At 65.3% G+C, this 23,433-nt stretch carries 21 protein-coding genes; 13 read left to right on the top strand and 8 right to left on the bottom strand.

Features of this window, described 5'->3' with window-relative positions:
• The first annotated feature begins 64 nt into the window (after positions 1-64).
• The 5 genes from AC1D1Y_RS05010 to AC1D1Y_RS04990 are packed head-to-tail and all read left to right on the top strand — an operon-like array spanning position 65 to position 4,206.
• Complete coding sequence (locus AC1D1Y_RS05010) at positions 65-1,729, top strand: cbb3-type cytochrome c oxidase subunit I (protein ID WP_477681384.1); 1,665 nt, start codon at positions 65-67, stop codon at positions 1,727-1,729.
• Entirely contained in the window at positions 1,719-2,321 is a 603-nt protein-coding gene (locus AC1D1Y_RS05005) for a cbb3-type cytochrome c oxidase subunit II (protein WP_477681383.1), read from the top strand. The genes AC1D1Y_RS05010 and AC1D1Y_RS05005 overlap by 11 nt, the downstream gene beginning before the upstream one ends.
• A gap of 18 nt (positions 2,322-2,339) precedes the next feature.
• On the top strand, positions 2,340-2,945 hold the full coding sequence (locus tag AC1D1Y_RS05000; protein WP_477681382.1) for a c-type cytochrome: 606 nt from the start codon (positions 2,340-2,342) through the stop codon (positions 2,943-2,945).
• Between the two features lie 8 nt (positions 2,946-2,953).
• Positions 2,954-3,583 carry an SCO family protein gene (locus tag AC1D1Y_RS04995; protein WP_477681381.1) on the top strand — a complete coding sequence of 210 codons (630 nt, stop codon included), beginning with the start codon at positions 2,954-2,956 and terminating at the stop codon, positions 3,581-3,583.
• Positions 3,580-4,206 carry a hypothetical protein gene (locus tag AC1D1Y_RS04990; RefSeq protein WP_477681380.1) on the top strand — a complete coding sequence of 209 codons (627 nt, stop codon included), beginning with the start codon at positions 3,580-3,582 and terminating at the stop codon, positions 4,204-4,206. The genes AC1D1Y_RS04995 and AC1D1Y_RS04990 overlap by 4 nt, the downstream gene beginning before the upstream one ends.
• Before the next feature lie 29 nt (positions 4,207-4,235).
• Here the strand turns inward: AC1D1Y_RS04990 and rtcA are convergent, their stop codons facing one another.
• The 3 genes from rtcA to AC1D1Y_RS04975 form a co-directional block, all read right to left on the bottom strand.
• Positions 4,236-5,294: an RNA 3'-terminal phosphate cyclase gene (gene rtcA, locus AC1D1Y_RS04985; RefSeq protein WP_477681379.1), complete on the bottom strand. Its 1,059-nt coding sequence runs from the start codon at positions 5,292-5,294 to the stop codon at positions 4,236-4,238.
• A gap of 79 nt (positions 5,295-5,373) precedes the next feature.
• The gene (locus tag AC1D1Y_RS04980; protein ID WP_477681378.1) at positions 5,374-6,606 is read right to left on the bottom strand and encodes an RtcB family protein; all 1,233 of its coding nucleotides are present in this window, start codon (positions 6,604-6,606) and stop codon (positions 5,374-5,376) included.
• A 624-nt stretch (positions 6,607-7,230) separates the two neighbouring features.
• Entirely contained in the window at positions 7,231-8,784 is a 1,554-nt protein-coding gene (locus tag AC1D1Y_RS04975; protein WP_477681377.1) for a vWA domain-containing protein, read from the bottom strand.
• Positions 8,785-8,986: 202 nt separating this feature from the next.
• On the opposite strand from AC1D1Y_RS04975, the gene rtcR reads away from it, so the two are divergent.
• Positions 8,987-10,582: an RNA repair transcriptional activator RtcR gene (gene rtcR, locus AC1D1Y_RS04970; RefSeq protein ID WP_477681376.1), complete on the top strand. Its 1,596-nt coding sequence runs from the start codon at positions 8,987-8,989 to the stop codon at positions 10,580-10,582.
• A gap of 17 nt (positions 10,583-10,599) precedes the next feature.
• On the opposite strand, the gene AC1D1Y_RS04965 is transcribed toward rtcR, so the two are convergent.
• Entirely contained in the window at positions 10,600-11,109 is a 510-nt protein-coding gene (locus AC1D1Y_RS04965; RefSeq protein ID WP_477681375.1) for an Lrp/AsnC family transcriptional regulator, read from the bottom strand.
• A 214-nt stretch (positions 11,110-11,323) separates the two neighbouring features.
• Here AC1D1Y_RS04965 and AC1D1Y_RS04960 point away from each other — a divergent pair, with 214 nt between their 5' ends.
• The 3 genes from AC1D1Y_RS04960 to AC1D1Y_RS04950 all read left to right on the top strand — a co-directional run bounded on the left by AC1D1Y_RS04960 (position 11,324) and on the right by AC1D1Y_RS04950 (position 14,850).
• Complete coding sequence (locus AC1D1Y_RS04960) at positions 11,324-12,340, top strand: 1-aminocyclopropane-1-carboxylate deaminase (RefSeq protein WP_436157967.1); 1,017 nt, start codon at positions 11,324-11,326, stop codon at positions 12,338-12,340.
• Positions 12,341-12,408: 68 nt separating this feature from the next.
• Entirely contained in the window at positions 12,409-13,389 is a 981-nt protein-coding gene (locus tag AC1D1Y_RS04955; RefSeq protein WP_477681374.1) for a Bug family tripartite tricarboxylate transporter substrate binding protein, read from the top strand.
• 48 nt (positions 13,390-13,437) lie between these two features.
• Entirely contained in the window at positions 13,438-14,850 is a 1,413-nt protein-coding gene (locus tag AC1D1Y_RS04950; RefSeq protein WP_477681373.1) for a M20 family metallopeptidase, read from the top strand.
• Between the two features lie 20 nt (positions 14,851-14,870).
• Here the strand turns inward: AC1D1Y_RS04950 and AC1D1Y_RS04945 are convergent, their stop codons facing one another.
• Positions 14,871-15,482: a helix-turn-helix domain-containing protein gene (locus AC1D1Y_RS04945; protein WP_477681372.1), complete on the bottom strand. Its 612-nt coding sequence runs from the start codon at positions 15,480-15,482 to the stop codon at positions 14,871-14,873.
• A gap of 101 nt (positions 15,483-15,583) precedes the next feature.
• Between AC1D1Y_RS04945 and AC1D1Y_RS04940 the strand changes: the two genes are divergently transcribed.
• Genes AC1D1Y_RS04940 through AC1D1Y_RS04930 form a run of 3 tightly spaced genes read left to right on the top strand, consistent with a single transcriptional unit; the run spans position 15,584 to position 19,312 of the window.
• Positions 15,584-16,717, top strand: coding sequence for an NAD(P)/FAD-dependent oxidoreductase (locus tag AC1D1Y_RS04940; protein ID WP_477681371.1), 1,134 nt, complete (start codon positions 15,584-15,586; stop codon positions 16,715-16,717).
• A gap of 53 nt (positions 16,718-16,770) precedes the next feature.
• The gene (locus AC1D1Y_RS04935; protein ID WP_477681370.1) at positions 16,771-17,769 is read left to right on the top strand and encodes a Bug family tripartite tricarboxylate transporter substrate binding protein; all 999 of its coding nucleotides are present in this window, start codon (positions 16,771-16,773) and stop codon (positions 17,767-17,769) included.
• Between the two features lie 25 nt (positions 17,770-17,794).
• The gene (locus AC1D1Y_RS04930) at positions 17,795-19,312 is read left to right on the top strand and encodes an amidase (RefSeq protein ID WP_477681369.1); all 1,518 of its coding nucleotides are present in this window, start codon (positions 17,795-17,797) and stop codon (positions 19,310-19,312) included.
• Positions 19,313-19,319: 7 nt separating this feature from the next.
• Here the strand turns inward: AC1D1Y_RS04930 and AC1D1Y_RS04925 are convergent, their stop codons facing one another.
• The gene (locus tag AC1D1Y_RS04925) at positions 19,320-20,696 is read right to left on the bottom strand and encodes a glycerate kinase type-2 family protein (RefSeq protein WP_477681368.1); all 1,377 of its coding nucleotides are present in this window, start codon (positions 20,694-20,696) and stop codon (positions 19,320-19,322) included.
• A gap of 142 nt (positions 20,697-20,838) precedes the next feature.
• On the opposite strand from AC1D1Y_RS04925, the gene AC1D1Y_RS04920 reads away from it, so the two are divergent.
• On the top strand, positions 20,839-21,174 hold the full coding sequence (locus tag AC1D1Y_RS04920) for a DMT family transporter (protein WP_477681367.1): 336 nt from the start codon (positions 20,839-20,841) through the stop codon (positions 21,172-21,174).
• A 51-nt stretch (positions 21,175-21,225) separates the two neighbouring features.
• Here AC1D1Y_RS04920 and AC1D1Y_RS04915 read toward each other — a convergent pair whose 3' ends face one another.
• Positions 21,226-22,200, bottom strand: coding sequence for a tripartite tricarboxylate transporter substrate binding protein (locus tag AC1D1Y_RS04915; protein ID WP_477681366.1), 975 nt, complete (start codon positions 22,198-22,200; stop codon positions 21,226-21,228).
• A gap of 82 nt (positions 22,201-22,282) precedes the next feature.
• The gene (locus AC1D1Y_RS04910) at positions 22,283-23,368 is read right to left on the bottom strand and encodes a tartrate dehydrogenase (protein WP_477681365.1); all 1,086 of its coding nucleotides are present in this window, start codon (positions 23,366-23,368) and stop codon (positions 22,283-22,285) included.
• Positions 23,369-23,433 lie beyond the last annotated feature (65 nt).

Genomic DNA, 23,433 nt, shown 5'->3' with positions numbered 1-23,433 from the left:
GATTCATGACTGTTGCAACCCCCAAGAGCGGGCGGTGCCCGGCGCCGCCTGAAGGAGCCGCATGATGGACAGCGCCGTCATCAGCCTGCTGGGCGCCTTCCTGCTGTCCATCATCGGCCTGTTCGTTTTCATCTGGTCCCTGCGCAAGGGGCTGCTGGTAGAAAACCCGACGGCCGCTTCGGTGATCTTCGCGCGCGGCGAAGTCGGCCAGGTGGACGACCCGGCCCTGCAAGACACCGCGCAGGCGTCCATGCAGAAGGCGGTGAAGGAAGGCGGCATCCAGACGCACGCGGCCGATGCCGCCGAGCTGCTGGACCGCATCAGCTCCGACCGATCCACCGCGTTTCCGGTGTTCATGTTCATCACCTTTGCCTGCTTGTGGCTGGTGGTGGGCTCGGCGGCCGGCCTGGTCTCGTCCATCAAGCTGCATGAGCCCGACTGGCTGACCGACTATGCCTGGCTGACCTTCGGCCGCATACGCACGGTACACCTGACCGGCGTGCTCTACGGCTGGATCACCAACGCCGCGCTGGGCATGGTGGTCTGGCTGCTGCCGCGCCTGCTGCGCACGCGGCTGTACGGCGCCATCTGGGTCATGCTGGGCGGCGCGCTGATCAACATGGGCATCGCCGGCGGCATAGGCGCCATCGCCACCGGCTGGAACGACGGCATGGAATACCTGGAGATTCCGTGGCAGATCGCGATCTTCATGTTCGCCGGCTTTGCGCTGGTCATCCTGCCGGTGCTGTTCACGCTGGTCAACCGCAAGGTTTCGCACCTCTATGTGAGTGTCTGGTACATGGCGGCGGCGCTGCTGTGGATCGCCCTGCTCTTCCTGGTCGGCAAGATGCCCGGCGTGCACACGGGCGTGCAGCAGGCCACCACCAACTGGTGGTACGGCCACAACGTGCTGGGCCTGTGGTTCACGCCTGTCAGCGTGGGCGCCATCTATTACTTCCTGCCCAAGGTCATAGGCCGGCCGATACGCTCCTACAACCTCTCGCTGCTCGGCTTCTGGACGCTGGCTTTTTTTTACGGACAGGTCGGCGGCCACCATCTCATAGGCGGCCCGGTGCCGGGCTGGCTGGTCACGCTGTCCATCGTGCAAAGCATCATGATGGTGATTCCCGTGATCGCCTTCAGCATCAACATGGGCGCCACCCTACGGGGGCGCATGCACCTGGCGCTTTATTCGCCCACGCTGCGCTTCATGATGTTCGGCGGGCTGATGTACCTGGCGTCCTCGCTGCAGGGCTCGCTGGAGGCGCTGCGCAGCGTCAACCAGATCACCCATTTCACCCATTTCACGGTGGCCCATGCGCACCTGGGCGCCTATGCCTTCGTCACCATGGTGCTGTTCGGCGCCATCTATTTCATGATGCCCCGCGTGCTGAACTGGGAGTGGCCCTACCCAAAGCTGATCACCCTGCATTTCTGGCTGGCGGCCGTCGGGGCGACCATCTATTTCGTCGGGCTCACGATTGGCGGCTGGCTCCAGGGCGTGGCCATGCTGGACGCCGCGCAGCCCTTCATGGCTTCGGTTGAAGTGACGCTGCCCTACCTCAAATGGCGATCCGTGGGAGGCAGCCTGATGGTGCTCAGCCACCTGGTGTTCGTCGGCCACTTCCTGGCCATGGCACTGCGCTTCGGCCCGGGCCGCGCGGGCGCCGCGCTGTTCTGGCCCAACGACACGCGAAGCACGGAACTGGGGGCCGCACATGGAAAATGAAGTCAAGCTGGCATCGGGCGCCATGGTGGCGCTGGGCGTTGCCACAGCCGCCCTGGTGGTCATGCCCTATATGCAGGTACGCGACATCAAGCCGCCGCCGCAGCTCAAGGGCTACACCAGCGCCCAGTTGCGCGGGCGCGAGGTCTACATCGCCAACGGCTGCGTGTACTGCCACAGCCAGCAGCCGCGCGACCGCAATTTCGGCCCCGACGCGGAACGCGGCTGGGGCCGGGCCTCGGTGCCGGCCGACTATTTCTACGACAAGCCCCACCTGCTGGGCAGCATGCGCACCGGGCCCGACCTCTTCAACATCGGGGTGCGCCAGCCCAGCAAGGACTGGCACCTGGGCCACCTGTACCAGCCGCGCGCCTACGTGCCCGGCTCCATCATGCCGTCCTACCCCTACCTCTTCACGGTCAAGGACGCCAAAGACGCCGAAAGCGAAGGCGAGCAGCCGCTGGCCCTGCCGCCCGCCTACGGGCCCAACGTGGGCCAGGTGGTGGTGCCCACGCCCCAGGCGCTGGACCTGGTCAAGTACCTGCAGGGCCTGAACCACACCTACCCGGTGTTGCCGCCCTCCCCCAAGCCCTGAGCCCCACAAGGTGACCCCATGCTGAACGACAAGACATCCGAGAGCCGGGCCCAGGAGCGCGAACAGGCCGAGCCCTCCGAAAAGGGCCAGCCCATTCCGCTGCTCTTCCTGCTTGGGGCGGCAGCACTGGTGCTGTGGGGGGCGGGCTACATCGCGCTGTCCGGCTCCTTCGGCCGCGCCGACCTCGGGGACCGGCGCACGCTGGCCGACCTGTCGGGCCCGGCCCCGGGCGCAAGCACGGCGGCCAACGGCAAACAGCTGTTCACCGCCAATTGCGCGGCCTGCCACCAGGCTACCGGCAAAGGGCTACCGGGCGTGTTCCCGCCGCTGGACGGTTCCGAATGGGTGGCCGGCGACGAGCGCACCGTGGCCAACATCCTGCTGCACGGCGTCACCGGGGAGATCACGGTCATGGGCAGCACCTTCAAGGGCGCCATGCCGGCCTTCGCGCAACTCAGCGACGCCGAACTGGCCGCGGTAGCGAGTTACGTCCGCTCCGAATGGTCCAACAAGGCCGGTGCCATCAAACCCGAGCTGTTCGAAACCGAACGCAAGGCCGGCACGCGCACCGCCCCCTTTAACGGCGGCGCCGAGCTCAAGGCATTGACGGCCAAAGCCTCCTGAGCGCTTCGATGTTTCGCACCGCCTTGCTGAGCATCATGCTGGCCCTGGCGGGCTATGCCGCCGCCGCGTGGCTGACGCATGATTTCCAGGTCTGGACCGCTGAGGGCGCGCGCCGGCTTGAAGTTGCCCTGCAGCCGGTGCCGGCTCCGGCCGTCGCCATCGATGGACCCGGCATTGCCCCGCGGGCGCTGTCGCAGCACCTGGCCGACGGGCAGTCCGTCACGCTGGTGGATTTTGTCTACACGCGGTGCCAGAGCGTCTGTCTGGCGATGGGCAGCAGCTTCCAACAACTGCAGCAAGTTCTGCAGCACCGGGGCGGCAAGGTCAAGCTGTTGTCAATCAGCTTCGACGGCGTGCACGACACGCCCGCCGTGCTGCAAGCCTATGCGTCGAAATTAAGCGCCGACCCGGCGCTGTGGCGCTTTGTGCGTGTGCAGGACTCGCAGGAAACGCAGCGCCTGCTGGCCGATTTCCAGGTCGTGGTGGTTCCCGACGGCCGCGGCGATTTTGAGCACAACGCGGCCTTTCTCGTCATCGACCAGAAAGGCCGGCTGGTCCGCATCTTTGATTACGCGGAGCAGCAGCTCACGCTCGACTATGCGCAGCATCTTGCAGGCGCCGCCGCGCCATCGCCATGAAGATGCCCGCCCATCCTTCGCGCGGCACGCTGGCCGTCATGGCCGCAGCCTTGTTATGCCTGCTGGCCTGGCCCGCTGCGCGGCAGGTACTGGAAGCCAGCATGACACGTCACATGCTGGTGCAATACCCTTTGCTGATACTGGCCGGCTGGCTGCTCGCCGCGTCGCTGCCGGGCCGTTGGCTGGCACGCCTGAACCTGTGGAACGCGCATGGCATCAGCGGCCTGTTCGCGACCGCGTTGATGCTCGCGATCCTGATGATTCCCCGCGTTCTGGACCTGGCGCTGGTGGACGACCGTATTGAAATCCTCAAATGCCTGGCCCTGCTGGCCTGCGGGGCGGCCCTGCGCCTGTCATGGCGGGCGGCGGGCCTGCTGGTGCAGGGATTCTTCCTGGGCAATGTGCTGCCGATGATGGCGGTCGTGGGCAACCTGTATGAGACTTCACCGGTGCGCGTCTGCAACGCCTACCTGCTGGACGACCAGGCGCGGCTGGGACAGATGCTGGTGTGGATCGCGGCGGCGATTGCCGCGGCGTGGTTCGCCTGGCTGGTGCGCGTCCTGATGCGAAGAGACGCCGCCATGCTGCTGGACGATGCAGCGACGAAATCCGCGGCACGCTGAAGCCAGCCTGCCGCGGGTCGACGCATCAGTCAGGTGGACACCGAAATCACCGTACCCTCCTCCAGCGCCTCGAAAGAGAACCTCACGGGCAGGAAGGCCTCAATGGTGCGGGCGTTCGTGCGGGTGTGCTCGGTCAGCTCCGTCGCCCAGTAGCGGCCCATCCTTCCCTGCATGGCCGCCAGGGCCAGCGGGATCATCAGCTGGTCCGCCAGGTGCGGGCCCACCGGCGCCTGGTGCGCCAGGTAGTCCCTGACCTCCTGCAGCAGGCGGCGGGCGACCTGCTCGGCGCTGACGGTCTTTTCGCCATAGGCGGCAAAGACTTCGGTGATGTGCTCGTAACGCAGGACGGCCAGCAGCGCATTGCCCGGACCTTCGTTGCTGCGCAGCCCGCGGTCGCGCAGGCAGTCCTCTCCCCAGCCCAGGCCCTGCCGCAGCACGGCCAGCTCGCGCTCGGCCACGCCCTTCGGCAGCCCCGCGTGAAGGCATTCGGCATAGGCCTCCAGCAGCGCCCCGCGCTGCATGATGTCGATGGCCGCAAAACCACGGGCGGGCGGATGCAGGCGAACGCGCGCCTCCCCGCCGCCGGCGGGGTAAAAGCCGTGGCGGCGCAGTTCAATCTCAAACAGCGCATCGCCGCCGCCCGAGAAAAAAGGCGCCAGCAGGGTCAGAAAAGAGATCGAAGGCGCCATCGGGTTGTGCGTCCCGCCGCTGAGCAGCAGCGTGGAGGCCTCTTTGGCCTGCAGCAGCGGCCACAGCACGGTTTGCAGCACCAGCATGCAGCTGCCGGCCGAGCCGACCGCGAATTCGTAATCGCCCGCACGCACTTCACCGGGCGTGAACAGCAGCGAGGTTTCGCCAATCTGCACGGCCTGGCCGGCGGCATTGAGGGCCGTGCTGTGGCCCAGGCCACCGCCCACAGCCACCGCGGCGTTCACGCAGGCCAGGTGCTGGCGCATCAGGCCGGGCTTGGGCCGCCTGGCGCGGATGTTGTCCACGCGAAAGGGCTTGCCCGTCACCAGGCTCAGCGCCAGGGCCGTGCGCAGGATCTGCCCGCCGCCTTCGCCTTGCGAGCCATCAAGTTCAATCATTTTTTCTTCTTTCTGTCTTCTTGTTTCTTGTTTTCAAATGCCCGGACCAGGGCGCCCTCCTCCCTCGAAGCGGCGCGCCCTATCCCTTCACGCACACCACCTGCTTGAGCGTGTAAACCACCTCCACCAGGTCGCTCTGCGCCAGCATCACGGCATCGATGTCCTTGTAGGCCATCGGGATCTCGTCGATCACGTCGGCGTCCTTGCGGCATTCCACGCCTTCGGTCGCCTTGATCTGGTCGTCCACCGTGAACAGCTTTTTGGCCTGGGTGCGGCTCATGGTACGGCCGGCCCCGTGGCTGCAGCTCATGAAGCTGTCCGGGTTGCCCTTGCCGCGCACGATGAAACTCTTGGCGCCCATGCTGCCGGGAATGATCCCGAGCTCCCCCGCCTTCGCGCTCACGGCGCCCTTGCGGGTCACAAACACCTCCTGCCCAAAGTGCGTTTCCTTCTGCACATAGTTGTGGTGGCAGTTCACCGCCTCCAGGTGCGTCTCAAACGGCTTGCTGATCACTTTGCGCAGCGCACCGATGGCCGCCTGCATCATCACCTCGCGGTTCAGGCGCGCGAACTTCTGCGCCCAGCCCACGCCGCGCACATAGTCACCGAAGTACTGCGAACCCTCCTCGAGGTAAGCCAGGTCCTTGTCAGGCAGGTTGCGCTGGTGCAGTTCCGCGTCCTTCTTCGCGAGTTCGATGAAGTGGGTGCCGATGGCATTGCCCACCCCGCGCGAACCGCTGTGCAGCATGATCCACACCCCGCCGCTTTCGTCGAGGCAAACCTCGACAAAGTGGTTGCCGCCGCCCAGGGTTCCCATGTGGCGGTGGTTGTTGGTGTTCTTCAGGCGCGGATAGTCCAGGCATAGCGCCTCGAACTCATCGACCAGCTGGCCCCAGGCAGCATCGGCCGCGCTGGGCGGATTCGTCCAGGCGCCGACTTCGCGCACCGAGCCGTTGCGGCGATAGGTCTTGGGTGCCGAACCATGCGGCACGGCCTTTTCGATTTCCGAGCGCAGCGGCCCGAGGTTGTCGGGCAGGTCTTCGGCGCGCAGCGTGGTCTTGCAGGCCATCATGCCGCAGCCGATGTCCACACCGACAGCCGCCGGAATGATGGCCTTGAAGGTCGGGATCACGCTGCCGATGGTGGYGCCCAGGCCGTAGTGCACGTCGGGCATCACAGCCACGTGCTTGAACACAATGGGCAGGCGCGCCGAGTTTTCGAGCTGCTTGAGGGCCTGGGCTTCCACCGGCACGCCCTTGGTCCACATTTTTACCGGTACACCGCCGGTGACTTCGTGTTGTTGGTAGTTCATTGCTGTTCTTCCTTCTTTCTTTTTTTTTAATAAAACGGACGACTAAAGTTTGTGAAATGAAATTCCGCCACTTGTTGCCAAGCTGGGGTTTGAACCCAGACCCCGCGCCTTCCGGCGTGAGAGCGTTTGCACGCTGCGTCTACCTGTAATTTCACGGGCATTCATCCAAAACCCTTTTTTCTTTTTGATCACCAGCAGCAACAAAATTGTTGAAATGGATACGTGCTCTACCAGACTGAGCTACGGTGCTGCAATGGGCTCGGGTACAAGCCCATTGCAGCACCGGCGGGATTCGAACCCGCGACCTCGGCATTAACAGTGCTGTAATTCCAACCGCATTTGCCACTGGCAATCAAAACTTTTCGCTCTTTTCAAGAGCTTTCAAAAACACGACAAGAATCGGCGAGATTTTCACGCATCAGCCTTTCAGCTTCTGCATGGCCGGGAACGACCCCGGCTGTTCAGATGTAATCCCACCAGCATTCGTGCTTTTGAAAACCCTCTTCTCTACCCCTTAAAAAAAGCGTCCCCGCCTGAGGACTAACAGGTGGTGTGATGAAAACAGTTTGGATGTAATCACACCGGCATTCCTCAGGCGAGACGCTCAACACATGGAGTCATGGCTCACAAAGCCAGCTCGTCTATCAATCCGACCCAATGGTCGGCTCCCAATGCTCCTGCAGCAAACAAAGCCAGCACCTTGAACACCTCATCGGTGAAACCACCGATGTTCAGGATGTCGGGCCGTTCCATCGCCTGCGTATGGGCATAGGGCTGGATGTCGATACACACCAACTTGGCTTGCGGGTTGCGTTGCTTGAACACTTCCCACTCACGCAAGGTTTGAGTAGAACCGGCACGCTTGCTATCCACCCACGACTCGTTGTCCGACACCAGCACCACCAGATCGGCCTTGGCCTTCCCGGCGTTCAACAGGGCCAGCGGCGCCGAGCAGTTGGTTCCGCCACCTCCCACGGCCGCCAGCTTCTCCGCGTTGGTCATCACCGAGTCTCGCGGGTTCAACGACAAGTTGACGACTTTTTGCTCGAAGGGCAGCACCATGGTCGCCGGGTTCTTGCGCAGCAGGGCCGCAGCTACCAAGGCCGCCACGTCGATACAACGCACCGCACTGGTCGCAGAACCACGGTGTCCGGACACCGCCGAGCTCATGGAGCCCGACACATCAGGACACACCACCACGTTACCCGCCAAAGCCGGCACGTTCTTCAACGCGATTTCCATCGCATCTTGCAATGCCTCACGCACTTGCTGGGGCACAGCCGTGTCCGTAGCCTTGTAAGCTGCCATCAACTGGTAGGGCAGCACGCGGGCTTTCTCAATGCTTTGCACATCACGCAGTTTGGCGGCAATGGCCTTCTCAGCCTTGGTCGTACCAAACACACCGTGGCGCGCAAAGGTGTTGAGGTTCTGCCGCACCATCTGCCACGAACCGTTCTTTGCAATCTGCGTCCACTGGTTGGTGGTCAAATTCAACGCGGTCAGCATCTGAAAAGGCACGTCAGGCGCCACACCGCTGCGGTCCTTTTTATAGGCTTCAAAAGCACGCGTCGCTTCGGGCAACTGGTTCACGTCAAAGTCGCGGCCAATCAACCAGGCAAACCATGCGGCACGCCAGGCTTCAGCCGGTTTTGGGTGAACCATCTTCACGACGTCGGCCAATGACGGGCTGTTACCCACGCTGGCGTTCAGCAGTTGCTTCTCGGTGGCGTTGCACAACCAGGCCTGCACCAATTTCTTGGGGCGCGAACCCATTGATTTACGGCCCACACGGCCGCTACGCAGAATCTGCACCACGTTACGCAGCATCTTGCCGTTGTCCACCACGCGGGGAAACGCCTTGGCAAACAATGCCACGTCGCGAGTCGCCAGCGACGCCAACAGCAGCGCCGGCATGTCTTTCATATGGCCGCGCTCACGGGCATAGATGGCGGTTTTGGCCACGAAGCTCGCGTCAACCTGTGCAGCCAGTTCCAGCACTTTGTCCAATTGCTCGGCAGCACCGGCGTAGTACACATTGTTCAGGCAACCGGTTACGGCCAACTGCACCAGAGCATGCCGGGGTGCCAGGGCATAAGCCACACCACCCGCCTCGTTGACGGCGGTGGCGACGGGCAGGAAAGCGCCTTTGCTGCTTTGAAATAGTTGTGTGTTTGCCATGTTCTTGTTCCTTGTTTGCATTCACCGTTGTGGTGACGCACTATGTATTGCAGGCGCCGTGCCAGCTGCGCTTGGAAGTTTTCCGCCAACTCAGAAGATCGTTGATTTAATTCAATATTTTTCTTCTTTATGTAAAGATTTCTTCGAATCAGAGGTACTAACATCCCTATTTTTCTATCTTTAAAGCTAGTACATTAGAAATATGAAGAAAAAAGTCGTGATAGGTTTCCTGGGCACCCAGCTGGATTCGGGCCTGGGTTCGGGGCGCTGGGAGAAATGGCGACCGACGGTGTCGATCGCGCAGCATGAAGACCTGGTCGTCGACCGGCTGGAGCTGATGCACGACGCGCGCAGCAAGGCACTGGCCGAGCGGGTGCGCGACGACGTGGTCCAGCTCTCGCCCGGTACCGAGGTCCGCCTGGTCGAGATGAACCTGGCCAACCCCTGGGACTTCGGCGAGGTCTACGGCGCGCTGTATGACTGGATGGGCGCCTACGCCTTCGACACCGAGCGCGAGGAGTACTGGGCCCACATCACCACCGGCACGCACGTCGCGCAGATCTGCCTTTTCTTGCTGGTGGAGGCGCGCTTCATTCCCGGCGTGCTGCTGCAGACGGCGCCGCCCCGGGGCCGGCAAGGCCAGGGCACCGGCAGTTATGAACTCATAGACCTGGACCTGTCGCGCTACGACGCGATCAACGCGCGGCTGGCGGTTGCGCAGGAAGACGCCGTCTCCTTCCTCAAGAGCGGCATTGCCACGCGCAACCCACGCTTCAACACGATGATCGAGGAAATCGAGCGCATTGCCGTGCAGAGCAAGGCGCCCATCCTGCTGACCGGGCCCACGGGCGCGGGCAAGTCCATGCTGGCGCGGCGCATCTTCGAACTCAAAAAATCACGCCACCAGGTCGGCGGCGGTTTTGTCGACGTGAACTGCGCGACCCTGCACGGCGACGGCGCGGCTTCCGCGCTGTTCGGCCACAAAAAAGGCGCTTTCACCGGCGCGGCCGGCGACCGTCCCGGCCTGCTGCGCACCGCCGACAAGGGCGTGCTGTTTCTCGACGAAATCGGCGAACTGGGCCTGGACGAGCAGGCCATGCTGCTCAAGGCCGTCGAGGAAAAACGCTTCCTGCCCGTGGGCGCCGACAAGGAAGTTGAAAGCAGCTTCCAGCTGATAGCCGGCACCAACAAGGACCTGCGCGCGGAAGTCGCGCGCGGGCGCTTTCGCGAAGACCTGTTCGCGCGCATCAACCTCTGGACCTACACCCTGCCCGGCCTCTCCCAGCGCCGGGAGGACATCGAGCCCAATATGGACCACCAGCTCATGCTGGCCTCCGAAGACCTGGGCCGCAAGACCCGCATGACCACCGAAGCCCGCGCCGCGTATCTACACTTCGCGCAGTCGGGTGAAGCCGTCTGGACCGGCAATTTTCGCGACCTCAGCGCCTCCATCACGCGCCTTGCCACGCTGGGCGACAACGGCCGCATAGGCCTGGGCCTGGTGGAAGCAGAGATCGCGCGACTGCGCTGGCAGTGGCAGGTGACAGAGCCGGAAGCGGGCGGTGGCGCCGTATCGCTCGCCGGCCTGCTGGGCGGGGCCGCGGACACGCTGGATTATTTTGACCGGCTGCAGCTTCAGGCCGTGATCGAGGTGTGCCGCAAAAGCGACTCCCTCAGTGATGCCGGCCGGGCGCTGTTCAACGTATCACGCACGCAGCGCAGCGTGGTCAACGACGCGGACAGGCTGCGCAAATATTTGCTGAAGTTTGACCTGAGCTGGGAAAAAATCTCAGCCTGACCAGCACTGGATCGGCACTAGATCGGCAATTGAGTGGTCGAGAGCACCTGCTTGAGCACCATGAAGGTACGGACCTGCCGTACACCCGGCAAATACAGCAGCTGCTCCGCATGGAGGCGATTGAAGCTGTCGTTGTCCCGGGTGCGCACCAGCATGAAGTAATCGAACTCGCCGGTCACGACGTGGCATTCCATGCAGCCGGACACCGTCTGCGCCGCTTTTTCGAAATTGGCGAAGGACTCGGGTGTCGACCGGTCCAGCACGACGCCGATCATGACCAGCATGCCAAGGTCCAGCAGGTGCGGGTTGAGCAGCGCCACCACCCCTTTGATCAAGCCAAGCTCCTTGAGCCGCTCCACGCGCCTCAGGCATGCGGGTGCGCTCAGGTTCACCTTGCCCGCCAGCGCCACATTGGACACCGAGGCGTCGCGCTGGAGCGCCTTGAGGATCGCCCGGTCCGTGCGGTCCAGCGCCTCCCTGAGGGAAGCCGGTGCGCTGCTTTTTTCGAGAAATTTTGTTGTGCTCATATGAACCTATACAGAATAAAAATCAAAAAACCCGGCAAGGAAACCATATTCGTTTTGAATTTTAGAAGAATTTTGCAACCACCATTTTGTCATTTGTTTTTAATATTGGCCTCAACGGAGCATCAATGCAGCAATTGAAGAAAGCGTGGGTATGCCGTCTTTATTCGCAAGTCTTGATGCCTGGAGACCCGTCTTAACCCCAGGAGCCATTCGCATGAACCTCAAGAAATTCCCCCGCCACTCTTTGACCTTCGGCCCCACGCCGATCCAGCCGCTCAAGCGGCTCAGCGCCCACCTGGGCGGCAAGGTCGATCTTTTCGCAAAGCGTGAGGACTGCAACAGCGGGCTGGCTTTCGGCGGCAACAAGACGCGCAAACTGGAGTACCTGATTCCCGAAGCCCTGGAAGGCGGTTACGACACCCTGGTGTCCATTGGCGGCATCCAGTCCAACCAGACGCGCCAGGTGGCCGCCGTTGCCGCGCACCTGGGCATGAAGTGCGTGCTGGTCCAGGAGAACTGGGTGAATTACTCCGACGCGGTGTATGACCGGGTCGGCAATATCGAAATGTCGCGCATCATGGGCGCCGACGTGCGCCTGGACGCGGCCGGTTTTGACATCGGCATACGCCCCAGCTGGGAGCAGGCGATGGACGACGTGCGCAAGGCCGGCGGCAAGCCCTTCCCGATCCCGGCCGGCTGTTCGGAACACCCGCGCGGCGGGCTGGGATTCGTCAGCTTCGCCGAAGAAGTGCGCCAGCAGGAGGCCGAGCTGGGCTTCAAGTTCGACTACATCGTGACCTGCTCGGTCACCGGCAGCACGCAGGCCGGCATGGTGGTGGGCTTCGCGGCGGATGGACGCGCCGACAAGGTCATCGGCATCGATGCTTCGGCCAAGCCCAAGCAGACCTTTGACCAGATTCTGCGCATCGCGAAGGGCACGGCAGAACTGGTCGAACTGGGCCGCGACATCACGGCCAAGGACGTCGTGCTGGACGACCGCTTCGGCGGCCCGGAATACGGCCTGCCGAACGAAGGGACGCTGGAAGCCATCCGCCTGTGCGCCCGCATGGAAGGCATGCTGACCGACCCGGTCTATGAAGGCAAGTCCATGCACGGAATGATCGAGAAGACCCGGCTGGGCGAATTCCCGGCGGGCTCGAAAGTGCTGTATGCCCACCTCGGCGGCGTCCCGGCGCTCAACGCCTACAGCTTCCTGTTTCGCAACGGCTGAAGCCCGCAGCGAAGGTTTCAACGCACCCCGCCTGTTGCCAGCGCCTTTTTTTTCGATGAAAGCAAGCCATGAAGCCAGCCCCCAAGTTCCTTCGCATCCTCTCCGTACTGTTGCTGGCCATGCTGGCGGCAACGGGGGCCAGGGCGCAGGCCTATCCGGTCAAGCCCATCCAGCTGGTCGTACCTTTCCCCGCGGGTGGCGCGACCGACATCGTGGGCCGGCTGGTGGGGCAGAAGCTGGGCGAACGGCTGGGGCAACCCGTCGTCATTGAAAACCGCGCGGGCGGCGGCACCATCGTGGGCGCAGGCTACGTGGCCAAGGCTGCCGCGGACGGCTATACCCTGCTCATCAGCTCGGGGTCGACGTTCACGGTCAACCCGGCCATCAACTCCCGGCTGCCCTACGACCCCGTCAAGAGCTTTGAGCCCATCGCGCTGACGGCGCGTGTGCCGCTGATCCTGGTGGCCAATCCGCAGGTGCCTGTCGGCAGCATCAAGCAGCTCATCACCGCCGTGCAGGCATCGCCGGGAAAGTACATGTACGGCTCGTTCGGCACCGGCACCACGGGCCACTTTGCGGGTGAACTCATCCTGAACGCCACGGGATTGAAGATGGAGCATGTGCCCTACAAGGGCAGTGCCCCCGCCATCACCGACCTGGTCGGCGGCCAGATCCCGTTTTCTGTTGACACGGTGGCGGCCACGCTGCCGCAGATCAAGGCCGGCAAGATCAAGCCGATTGCCGTGACCGCCGCCAGGCGCTCCAGCCTGCTGCCGAATGTGCCGACTGTCGCGGAGTCCGGCTACCCGGGCTTTGACGCGGACTCCTGGCTCGCCATCGTGGCGCCGCGGGGCATCCCGCGCGAAGTGAGGGTTCGCCTTGAACTGGCGCTCGCCAACACCATGGCCGACCCGGAGGTCAGGGACAAGCTGCTGGCCAACGGCCTGGAGCCCGCTTACGCCCCGGCCAGCGCCGTCGCCGCCCTGATAGACCACGACCTGCCCATCATGCGCGCCACCGCGCAACGTGCCAATATCCGTTCGGACTGAAAAGCACCAGCCCCCGCACACCTCACACTACTTCACCTCCTCCCCATCATGAGCAGAGACGACGCACTGGCCAGGGCGGCCGCCTATTTCGATGACGGACGCTTCCTCGAAACGCTGTCACGCCGTGTCGCCGTCCGGAGCGAAAGCCAGAACCCGGCCGGCGCACCGCAGCTTCGCGCCTACTTGGACGAGCACATCGCGCCCCAGCTCACGCAGCTCGGGTTCACGTACCGCATCCTTGCCAACCCGCATGCCGGCGGCGGGCCCTTCCTGCTGGCCACGCGCACCGAAGCCGACGCGGCTTTCAGCGTGCTGACCTACGGCCACGGCGACGTGGTGCGCGGCCAGGAGGGGCTGTGGCGCGAGGGCCTTGATCCCTGGCGCGTCACGGTGCAAGGGGACCGCTGGTACGGCCGCGGCACCGCGGACAACAAGGGGCAGCACACCATCAACCTCGCCGCGCTGGCCCAGGTGCTGGCGGTACGCGGGGGAAAGCTCGGCTACAACCTCAAGATCGTCCTGGAGACCGGTGAAGAAACCGGCTCACCGGGCCTGCGCGAGTTCTGTGCCCTGCACCACGAGGAGCTCGCCGCCGACGTGTTCATCGCGTCCGACGGCCCGCGCGTGGCCGCCTCCAGCCCCACCCTGTTCCTGGGTTCGCGCGGCTTTTTCAATTTCAGCCTGCGGGCGCACCTGCGGGACGGCGGCCACCATTCCGGCAACTGGGGCGGCCTGCTGCGCAATGCCGGCACACGGCTGGCCCACGCCATCGCCAGCCTGGTGGACGCCAAAGGACGCGTACTGGTCAAGGGACTGCTGCCTGACTCGCTGCCGGCCAACGTCAGGGATGCGCTCAAGACCATCAGCGTCGGGGGTGACCCGGGCGATCCCGCCATCGACAGCGACTGGGGCGAACCCGGCCTCACACCCACCGAGCGTGTTTACGGCTGGAACACCGTGGAAGTCCTGGCCTACAAGACCGGCAACCCCGACGCGCCGGTCGGCGCCATTCCCGGCCGCGCTTTTGCGCTGTGCCAGATACGCTTCGTCGTGGGCAGCGACAGCGCCAATTTTGTGGCACGCATCCGGGAGCACCTCGATGCCCACGGCTTCGACGACATCGACGTGCAGCCGGACGGCGAACCGATGGCCGCCACCCGGCTCGACCCCGATGACGCCTGGGTGCGCTGGGGCCTGGATTCCATCCGGCGCAGCACCGGAAAAGCCCCGTCCCTGCTGCCGAACTTTGGCGGCTCGCTGCCCAACGACGTCTTCGCCGAGCTGCTGGGCATGCCGACACTGTGGTTCCCGCACTCCTACCCGGCCTGCAGCCAGCACGCGCCCAATGAGCATCTGCTGGGCAGCGTGGCGCGTGAAGGGCTGCAGCTCATGGCGGGAATTTTCTGGGACCTGGCCGAAAGCGGCCATGACGTCGTCCGGCATCGCGCCGGCCTGCGATAACCAATGTACGGACGCCGCGGCTACTCGCTCATCACCACCAACACCTGCGCATCCGCGCGCCCCAGCGAGACGTAGATGTGGCCGACACCGCTGTCGAAATAAGCCGACTCGTGGCGGCCCACCTCGATGATTTCACCGGTTTCGAATTCGATGCGCACCCGGCCCGACAGCACCGTCAGGAACTCCTGCCCCGGGTGGCGGACGAAATCGGAGAACTGGTCGCGCGCTCGGGCCAGGATGCGGCCGTGCATCGGCGTCATGCGCTTGCCGGGGAAACCGGCGGCCAGCGCGCGGTAGTCGTAGTTGCCCGAGCTGTAGGCCGGCGCGTCGCCAGCACCGGACCAGACCACCACGGGCTTGGCCGCGCCGGGCTGCGGCGCCGCGGCCCGCGCGTCCAGCAGCTGGCCCACGTCCAGTGACAGCGCCCGGGCCACGGCGGCCAACTTTTCATAGCTGACCGAGATCTGGCCCAGCTCCATCTTGGACAGGGTGGACAGCGCCACGCCGGAACGCCCGGACAGGTCCTTGAGCGTCAGCCGCCGCGCCTTGCGGTGCGCGCGCAGGCTCAGGCCCAGTTGCACCCGGTCCGCTTCGGGGGCGGCGGCGGGCGGGCGGGCGGGGCGTGGGGCCATGGTGTTTTCCCTTTGTTTGGCGCAAATCAGGCGTAATCCCGGTAAATCGGCTGGACAGGCATGATTCTCGCATGTGAGAATTCTCAAATGAGAGAATTTGAATGAAAGAATATGACATCCTGATCGTCGGCGCCGGCATTGCGGGCGCTTCCCTGGCCTGGCGTCTGGCCGGGCAGCGCAGCGTCGCGCTGCTCGAGCGCGAGTCCCAGCCGGGTTACCACTCCACAGGCCGCTCCGCCGCCATGTTCATGGAAAGCTACGGCCCGCCCATGGTGCGGGCGCTGACGCGCGCCAGCCGCGCCTTCTACGAGCAGCCGCCCGAAGGCTTCGCGCCCGACCTGATGCAGCCGCGCGGCGTGATTTACCTCGCCACGCACGGGCAGGAAAAAGAACTGGCCGACACCCGCAAGGAACTGTCGCCCAGTTGCCCAGGCCTGGCGACCCTGGACGCCGGCACCACGCTGGCCCATGTGCCCTGCCTGCGTCCCGATCTGGTGCACGGCGCGCTGTACGACGCCGGCGCACAGGACCTGGACGTGCATGCCCTGCACCAGGGTTTCCTGCGCGGCTTTCGCCGCAAGGCGGATGGGGATGGCGAACTGCGCACCAGCGCGGGCGTGACCAGCGCTACGCACGATGGCCGCTGCTGGACCGTGGAACTGGCCGACGGCCAGACGCTGCGCGCCCGCACCGTGGTGAATGCCGCGGGGGCCTGGGCCGACGAGCTGGGCGCCGTGTTCGGCGCGCGGCCCATAGGCCTGGTGCCGCACCGGCGCAGCGCCTTCACCTTCAAGGGGCCCGAGGGTGTGGACGCTTCGCACTGGCCTGCCGTGGTGGGCGTGGACGAAAGTTATTACTTCAAGCCCGACGCGGGCCAGTTGCTGGGCTCGCCCGCCAATGCCAACGCCACGGTGCCGCACGACGTGGTACCCGAGGAGCTCGACATCGCCATGGGCATACACCAGATTGAAAGCGTCTCGACCCTGACCATACGCCGGCCGGCGAGCACCTGGGCCGGCCTGCGCTCTTTTGTGCCCGACGGCGAAATGGTGATAGGCCAGGACGATGCCTGCCCCGGCTTCTTCTGGCTTGCAGCCCAAGGCGGCTACGGCATCCAGAGCGCGGCGGGCGCAAGCGCGCTGGCCGATGCCCTGCTGCGCCAGGCCGCGCTGCCCGAAGAATTGCTGCGGCAGGGCCTGGACGTCCGCGCGCTGTCGCCGGCCCGCCTGCGATGACGCTGCCGCCTGTCCCCGTCCCACCATCGACCGACACTTCAAAGAGGCCTACCATGCACCACATGTCATTCAACGCACTGCGCCGCACGCTGATCGCCGGCGGCATGATCTTCTGCGGGCTGGCAGCCGTGGGCGGGCCTGCCCGCGCCGCCGATTTTCCGGAGCGGCCCGTGACGCTGGTCGCGCCCTTCCCGGCCGGCGGCGCGGCCGACGTGCTGGCGCGCATCCTGGGCAAGGCCCTGGGCGACCAGTTGGGCCAACCCGTGGTGGTCGAAAACAAACCAGGCGCCGGCACCGCCATAGGCGCGGCCGCGGTCGCCAGCGCCAAGCCCGACGGCTACACCCTGCTCGTGAGCTCGAACTCCACTTTCACGCTGAACCCGGCGCTGCAGCCCAAGCTGTCCTACGACCCGGCCAAGGGTTTTGAGGCGATCGGCCTGGTGGGTTCGGTGGCGCTGGCGATGCTGGTGAACCCATCGGTCACCGCCACCGACGTGCACCAGTTTGTGGCCGCCGCCAAGGCCAACCCCGACAAATACCTCTACGGCAGCTTCGGCAACGGCACCAGTTCCAACTTCGCCGGCGCGATGTTCAACACCGCCACAGGTCTGAAGATGACGCATGTGCCCTACAAGGGCTCAGGCCCGCTGATGACCGACCTGATGGGCGGGCAGATCCCGGTGTCCTTCGATACCGTGGTCGCCGCGTCGCAGCAGCTCAAGTCCGGCAAGATCCGCGTGCTGGCCGTGGCCATGAACAAGCGCTCCGCCCTGCTGCCGAACGTGCCGACCATGGCCGAGGCCGGCTACCCGGCCGTCGACATGAACGCCTGGCTGGCCGTGGTGGTGCCCAAGGGCGTGCCGGCGCCCGTCAAGGCACGGCTTGAAAAAGCATTGATGACGGTGATGGCGAATCCCGAAACACTGGACAAGCTCAAGGCCGCCGGCTTCGAGCCCGGCTACACAGCGGTTCCCGACTGGTCCGGCATGGTCACGGCCGAGATCGCGCGCATGAAAGCCCTGGCAGAGCGTTCCCAGATCAAGACCGATTGAACAAAACAGACTGAACGAGACAGATATGCCCTCCACCCTGCCAGACATCTCCGCCGTTGAACTGCGTCGCCTGATCGGTAGCCGCCAGGTTTCGCCGGTGGAATTGATGGACGCCTGCATAGGCCGCATCGAAAGCCTCAACCCCGCCATCAACGCGATCTGCGCGACCGACTTCACGCGGGCACGCGAGGCCGCGCGCGAAGCCGAGGCGCAGGTGATGCGCGGCGGCCCGCTGGGGCCGCTGCACGGGCTGCCGCTGGGCGTGAAGGACCTGCAGGACACGGCGGGCCTCTTGACCACCTACGGCAACGTGGGACTGCGCGGCAACGTGCCGGCCAAGGACAACGCGCTGGTGGCCAAGCTGCGCGCGGCGGGCGCCATCGTCACGGCCAAGACTAATGTGCCCGACATGGGCGCGGGCGCCAACACCCGCAACCCGGTCTGGGGCGCGACGGGCAATCCCTTCAACCCCGCGCTCAATGCGGGCGGTTCCTCGGGCGGCTCGGCCGCGGCGCTGGCGGCCGGCATGCTGCCGATCTGCACCGGTTCGGACACCGGCGGCTCGCTGCGCATCCCGGCGGCGCTGTGCGGCGTGGTCGGCCTGCGGCCTTCGCCCGGCCTGGTGGCCAATGACGCGCGGCCGCTGGGCTGGTCGGTCATCTCGGTGCTCGGGCCCATGGGCCGCAATGTGGACGACACGGCGCTGCTGCTGTCCGCCAGCGTGGGCGCCGATGCGCGCGACCCGCTGTCCTACCCGGTGGACGGCGCCGGCTTCTGGCCGCTCAAGCCCGCGGACCTGTCCACACTGCGCGTCGGCACGACCGAAGACTTCGGCCTGTGCATCGTCGACCCGGAAATACGCCGCGTGTTCCGCCAGCGCGTGGAGGCCATCCGGCCGCTGGTGGCCAGCTGCGAACCGGTGGACCTGCAACTGGGCGACGCCGATCGCGCCTTCGACACGCTGCGCGCCGAGAGTTTTGTCGCGGCCTTTGCCGACACCTACCGCAAGGCGCCCGAAACGCTGGGGCCCAATGTGCGCGCCAACATGGAAATCGCCGCCGCCATCACGCTGGCCGACCGCGCCTGGGCACACCTGGAGCAGACGCGCATCTCACGCCGCTTCGCCAAAGCCTTCGAGCAATACGACCTGATCCTGGCACCGGTCACGCCGGTCACGCCTTTCCCCTGGACGGAGCTGTTCGCCGGCAACATCGACGGCCAGGCCATGCGCAACTACTACCACTGGCTGGGCCTGACCTACGTGGTCACGCTGGCCACCAACCCGGCGCTGGCCCTGCCCTGCGGCAAGGACGAACACGGCATGCCCTTCGGCCTGCAGGTGATCGGGCGGCTGCATGGTGATGCGCAACTGCTGGCCGCGAGCCGGGCGCTGGAACAGGTGTTCGAAGGCAGCGACAGCCTGCGCCGGCCGGTGCCCGACCTCAAGCCCCTGCAGGCGGCCAGGCCGGAACTCAAGTCCATCGTCACGCACCCGCCCGAGACGGCGGGCAGCCAGGGTTCCGGCGGCTTGAACGCCGTTTGAGCCGCGCTTACAGGATCAGCAGCGCGCGGAAGTCGTTGACGTTGGTGTGCGTGGGCCCGGTGATGACCAGGCCGCCCAGCGGCTCAAAATAGCCATAGGCATCGTTGCGGTCCAGGTAGGGGTCTATCTTCATGCCCTGGGCCAGCGCACGCTGCAAGGTATCGGGCGCCACAAAGGCGCCGGCATTGTCTTCGACGCCGTCTATGCCGTCGGTGTCGGCCGCCAGCGCGTAGACGCCGGGCTGGCCCTGCAGCGCGAGCGCCAGGCCCAGGCAGAACTCGCCGGCGCGCCCGCCCCGGCCACGCGGCGTGCCTTCGGGCTGCTTGCGGACGGTGACCGTGGTCTCGCCGCCGCTCAGGATCACGCAGGGCCTGCTGAAGGGCTGGCCCTTGAGCGCCACGGCACGGGCCAGCGCCGCATGCACCTTTCCGACCTCGCGCGATTCACCTTCCATCTCGTCGCTCAGGATCCAGGCCTGCAAGCCGGCCGCGCGCGCCACGGCGGCGGCGGCTTCCAGGCTTTGCTGGGGCGTGGCGATCATGTGCACCTCATGGCCGGTGAAGACCGCGTCGCCGGGCTTGGGGGTTTCCAGCGCGCCCTGCTCCAGCAGGCTCATGATGGCGCCCGGCACTTCAATGCCGTAGCGCTGCAGGATCGCCACGGCCTCGGCGCAGCTGGTCGCGTCGGGCACCGTGGGGCCGCTGGCGATGATGGACGGGTCATCGCCCGGCACGTCGCTAATGGTGAGCGTCACCACGCGCGCCGGCGCGCAGGCCGCGGCCAGGCGCCCGCCCTTGATGCGCGAGAGGTGCTTGCGCACGCAGTTCATCTCGGAAATGTTCGCGCCGCTGTTGAGCAGCGCCTTGTTGATGCGCTGCTTGTCTTCCAGCGTCAGGCCTTCGGCCGGCAAGGTCAGCAGGGCMGAGCCGCCGCCCGAGATCAGRCASAGCACCAGGTCGTYTTCGGTCAGGCCCTGCACCATGGCCAGGATGCGCTGGGCGGCCGCCAGCCCGGCGGCGTCGGGCACCGGGTGCGCGGCCTCGACGATTTCAATGCGCGGCTTCAGGCCATCGGGCCGGGGCGGAATGTGGTGGTAGCGCGTAACGACCAGGCCTTCGAGCGGCGCCTCAGCCGGCCACAAGGCTTCGACCGCCTGCGCCATGGAGCCGCCGGCCTTGCCCGCGCCAATCACGATGGTGCGGCCGCCGCTGGCTTTGGTGGGCGGCTCGGGCAGGTAGCGGGCGGTGTTTTCAAGCGGCAGCGCGCGCGTGACGGCGGCGCGGTACAGGTGCTCGAGGAACTCGCGCGGCTGGGTGGCGGCATCGGGGGTGGTGTTGCTGGGCATGCTGGGAGTGCTGGGAATGGGTGTCTTGGCGGCGGTCATTGAAATGTCTCCACCCCGGATTGTGCCGTGGTAACCGGGCAGTAACCCGGCAGGCCCCGGGGGTTTGGGGGATACGGCAAAAACAGGCGCTGCCTAGAATGGCCTGTCACCCTCATCCCCTGAAGAAGAAAGCAGAAACCGTATGAACGCCTACCTGGCCCTTGGCATCGCCATCATTGCCGAAGTCATCGCCACCACGGCGCTCAAGTCCAGCGAAAGTTTTACCCGGCTGGTGCCTTCGCTGGTCAGCATCGCCGGCTACGGCACGGCGCTGTACCTGCTCACGGTGACCATGAAGTCGATTCCCACCGGCGTGACCTATGCCATCTGGTCGGGCCTGGGCATTGTGTTGATCAGCATCACCAGCTTCTTCGTCCACCAGCAGAAGATAGACCTCTGGGGCATGGTGGGCATGGCGCTGATCATCGCGGGCGTGGTGGTGCTGAACCTCTTTTCGAACACCACCAGCATTCACTAAGGAACCAAGGACCAAGGCCGGTTCCAGGAAGAATGAGCTGCCTGCGGGGCGTCACTTCTTCCCCAGCCCCAGCCGCCGCGCGCCTTCGGTGTAGAGGGCTATGCGCTCCTTCATGAAGGCATCCATCTGGTCCATGCCCACGCTGATCAGTTCAAAGCCGTTTCTGGCGGCGAGCTCCCTCATCTCCGGCTCGCTGTTGAGCGCGGCCCACAGGTCCGACAGGCGCTTGCGCGCTTCCGGCGGCGTGGATTTGGGCACGCCGATGCCGCGGTAGGCACCGTCCACCCAGTCCACGCCCAGCTCGCGGAAGGTGGGCACGTCGGGCATCAGCGGGTGTCGCTTTTCCATGGCCACCGCGAGCGGCCGCACCCGGCCCTTGTTGCTGATGGCAAAGGGCGTGTAGGTCACCGCACCGTCGACCTGCGCGCCGATCACGGCGATGGACATGTCACCCGTGCCTTTGTAAGGCACATAGGTGCTCTTGATCCCGAAGGCCGCGTTGAGCCGCTCATGCGCCGCATGGTTGGCCGAATTCAGGCCCGAGCCGCCCAGGTTGAGCTTGCCGGGGTTCTTTTTGGCGGCCGCGATGAAGTCCGCGAAGGTTTTGATGGGGCTTTTCTCGGGCACCACCAGCACGTCGGGGGTGTAGTGGAACCAGAACACCGGCACGATGTCGGCCGTCTTGTACTGCACCTCGCCCTCGATGGGCTGGAACACGATGTGCGGCAGGTTGATGCCCACGACGTTGAGGCCGTCCCCGGGCAGATTGTTCATCTGGCCCCACATCAGGCCGCCGCCCGCGCCCGCCTTGTACTGGATGATGGTGTCGACCACCGGGCATTTTTTCTTGAGCACGACCTGCTGGTGGCGCGCCGACAGGTCGGACTCGCCGCCCGGCGGAAAGGCCTGCCAGTACTGCACATTTTTGTCGGGGCAGGCGGGGGCGGCTGGCGAAGGCTGTGCCATGGCGGCGGGCGTTGCCGCGATGCAGAAAATGCCTATCCACTTTTTGACGTCGGTGTTCATGCTTTGTCTCCGGGTGTTTTTTGGGAGCGGGAACCGGCCGGCATTCAAAAGCGCACTGCGCGCCGGCGGCGCGTTGAAAGGCTCAGGCGGCCTGCAACAGGCGGCTGCCGACCTCCGCACAGACGGCCTCGGTGACCTGCGCGGTGGTGGCCTGCCCGCCCAGATCGCGGGTGTGCAGCGCGGCATTGGCGGTGGTTTTTTCAATCGCCGCCATCAGCACCGCGGCGGCTTCGGCCTCGCCCAGGTGTTCCAGCAGCATGACGCAGCTCCAGAAGGTGCCGACCGGGTTGGCCAGGCCCTTGCCCTTGATGTCGAAGGCCGAGCCGTGGATGGGCTCGAACATGCTGGGGTAGCGGCGTTCCGGGTCTATGTTGCCGGTGGGCGCGATGCCCAGGCTGCCGGCTAGCGCCGCGGCCAGGTCGCTCAGGATGTCGGCATGCAGGTTGGTGGCGACCACGGTGTCCAGCGAGGCCGGGCGGTTCACCATGCGCGCGGTGCAGGCGTCGACCAGTTCCTTGTCCCAGGTAACGTCTGGGAATTCCTTGCTGATCTGCAGCGCGATCTCGTCCCACATCACCATGGCGTGGCGCTGGGCATTGGACTTGGTGACCACGGTCAGCAGCTTGCGCGGGCGCGACTGCGCCAGGCGGAAGGCGTAGCGCATGATGCGTTCGACGCCCGCGCGCGTCATCATCGAAACATCGGTTGCCACTTCAATCGGGTGGCCCTGGTGGGCGCGCCCGCCCACACCCGAATACTCGCCCTCGGAGTTCTCGCGCACGATGACCCAGTTGAGCTGCTCCGGCGTGCAGCGCTTGAGCGGCGCGTCTATGCCGGGCAGTATGCGCGTGGGCCGCACGTTGGCGTACTGGTCGAAGCCCTGGCAGATCTTCAGGCGCAGACCCCACAGCGTGATGTGATCGGGGATGTGCGGGTCGCCGGCCGAGCCGAACAGGATGGCGTCCTGGCCGCGCAATTCGTCCAGGCCCTTGTCGGGCATCATGACGCCGTGCTTGCGGTACCAGTCGCCGCCCCAGCCGTAGGACGTGAACTCAAAACGGAAATTCTTTTGCGTGGCGGCAAGCGCTTGCAACACTTGCTGGCCGGCCGGGACGACTTCCTTGCCGATGCCGTCGCCGGGAATGCAGGCGATTTTGTAAGTCTTCATGGTTTCCTCAGTGGTGATGCCGGTGGTGATGCCTCCAATGTAGCGATTGGCGGGAACAACAAAAG

The organism is Polaromonas sp. P1_G1 (assembly GCF_056405595.1).
Note: the sequence above shows the minus strand (reverse complement) of the source record. Positions and strands in the feature narration are given on the sequence as shown.

What these genes read in the sequence shown, in the direction of transcription:
- AC1D1Y_RS05010 (WP_477681384.1), top strand. Translation starts at nt 65, where the DNA reads ATGGACAGCGCCGTCATCAGCCTGCTGGGCGCCTTCCTGCTGTCCATC.
- AC1D1Y_RS05005 (WP_477681383.1), top strand. Translation starts at nt 1,719, where the DNA reads ATGGAAAATGAAGTCAAGCTGGCATCGGGCGCCATGGTGGCGCTGGGC.
- AC1D1Y_RS05000 (WP_477681382.1), top strand. Translation starts at nt 2,340, where the DNA reads ATGCTGAACGACAAGACATCCGAGAGCCGGGCCCAGGAGCGCGAACAG.
- AC1D1Y_RS04995 (WP_477681381.1), top strand. Translation starts at nt 2,954, where the DNA reads ATGTTTCGCACCGCCTTGCTGAGCATCATGCTGGCCCTGGCGGGCTAT.
- AC1D1Y_RS04990 (WP_477681380.1), top strand. Translation starts at nt 3,580, where the DNA reads ATGAAGATGCCCGCCCATCCTTCGCGCGGCACGCTGGCCGTCATGGCC.
- rtcA (WP_477681379.1), bottom strand. Translation starts at nt 5,294, where the DNA reads ATGATTGAACTTGATGGCTCGCAAGGCGAAGGCGGCGGGCAGATCCTG.
- AC1D1Y_RS04975 (WP_477681377.1), bottom strand. Translation starts at nt 8,784, where the DNA reads ATGGCAAACACACAACTATTTCAAAGCAGCAAAGGCGCTTTCCTGCCC.
- rtcR (WP_477681376.1), top strand. Translation starts at nt 8,987, where the DNA reads ATGAAGAAAAAAGTCGTGATAGGTTTCCTGGGCACCCAGCTGGATTCG.
- AC1D1Y_RS04965 (WP_477681375.1), bottom strand. Translation starts at nt 11,109, where the DNA reads ATGAGCACAACAAAATTTCTCGAAAAAAGCAGCGCACCGGCTTCCCTC.
- AC1D1Y_RS04960 (WP_436157967.1), top strand. Translation starts at nt 11,324, where the DNA reads ATGAACCTCAAGAAATTCCCCCGCCACTCTTTGACCTTCGGCCCCACG.
- AC1D1Y_RS04955 (WP_477681374.1), top strand. Translation starts at nt 12,409, where the DNA reads ATGAAGCCAGCCCCCAAGTTCCTTCGCATCCTCTCCGTACTGTTGCTG.
- AC1D1Y_RS04950 (WP_477681373.1), top strand. Translation starts at nt 13,438, where the DNA reads ATGAGCAGAGACGACGCACTGGCCAGGGCGGCCGCCTATTTCGATGAC.
- AC1D1Y_RS04945 (WP_477681372.1), bottom strand. Translation starts at nt 15,482, where the DNA reads ATGGCCCCACGCCCCGCCCGCCCGCCCGCCGCCGCCCCCGAAGCGGAC.
- AC1D1Y_RS04940 (WP_477681371.1), top strand. Translation starts at nt 15,584, where the DNA reads ATGAAAGAATATGACATCCTGATCGTCGGCGCCGGCATTGCGGGCGCT.
- AC1D1Y_RS04935 (WP_477681370.1), top strand. Translation starts at nt 16,771, where the DNA reads ATGCACCACATGTCATTCAACGCACTGCGCCGCACGCTGATCGCCGGC.
- AC1D1Y_RS04930 (WP_477681369.1), top strand. Translation starts at nt 17,795, where the DNA reads ATGCCCTCCACCCTGCCAGACATCTCCGCCGTTGAACTGCGTCGCCTG.
- AC1D1Y_RS04920 (WP_477681367.1), top strand. Translation starts at nt 20,839, where the DNA reads ATGAACGCCTACCTGGCCCTTGGCATCGCCATCATTGCCGAAGTCATC.
- AC1D1Y_RS04915 (WP_477681366.1), bottom strand. Translation starts at nt 22,200, where the DNA reads ATGAACACCGACGTCAAAAAGTGGATAGGCATTTTCTGCATCGCGGCA.
- AC1D1Y_RS04910 (WP_477681365.1), bottom strand. Translation starts at nt 23,368, where the DNA reads ATGAAGACTTACAAAATCGCCTGCATTCCCGGCGACGGCATCGGCAAG.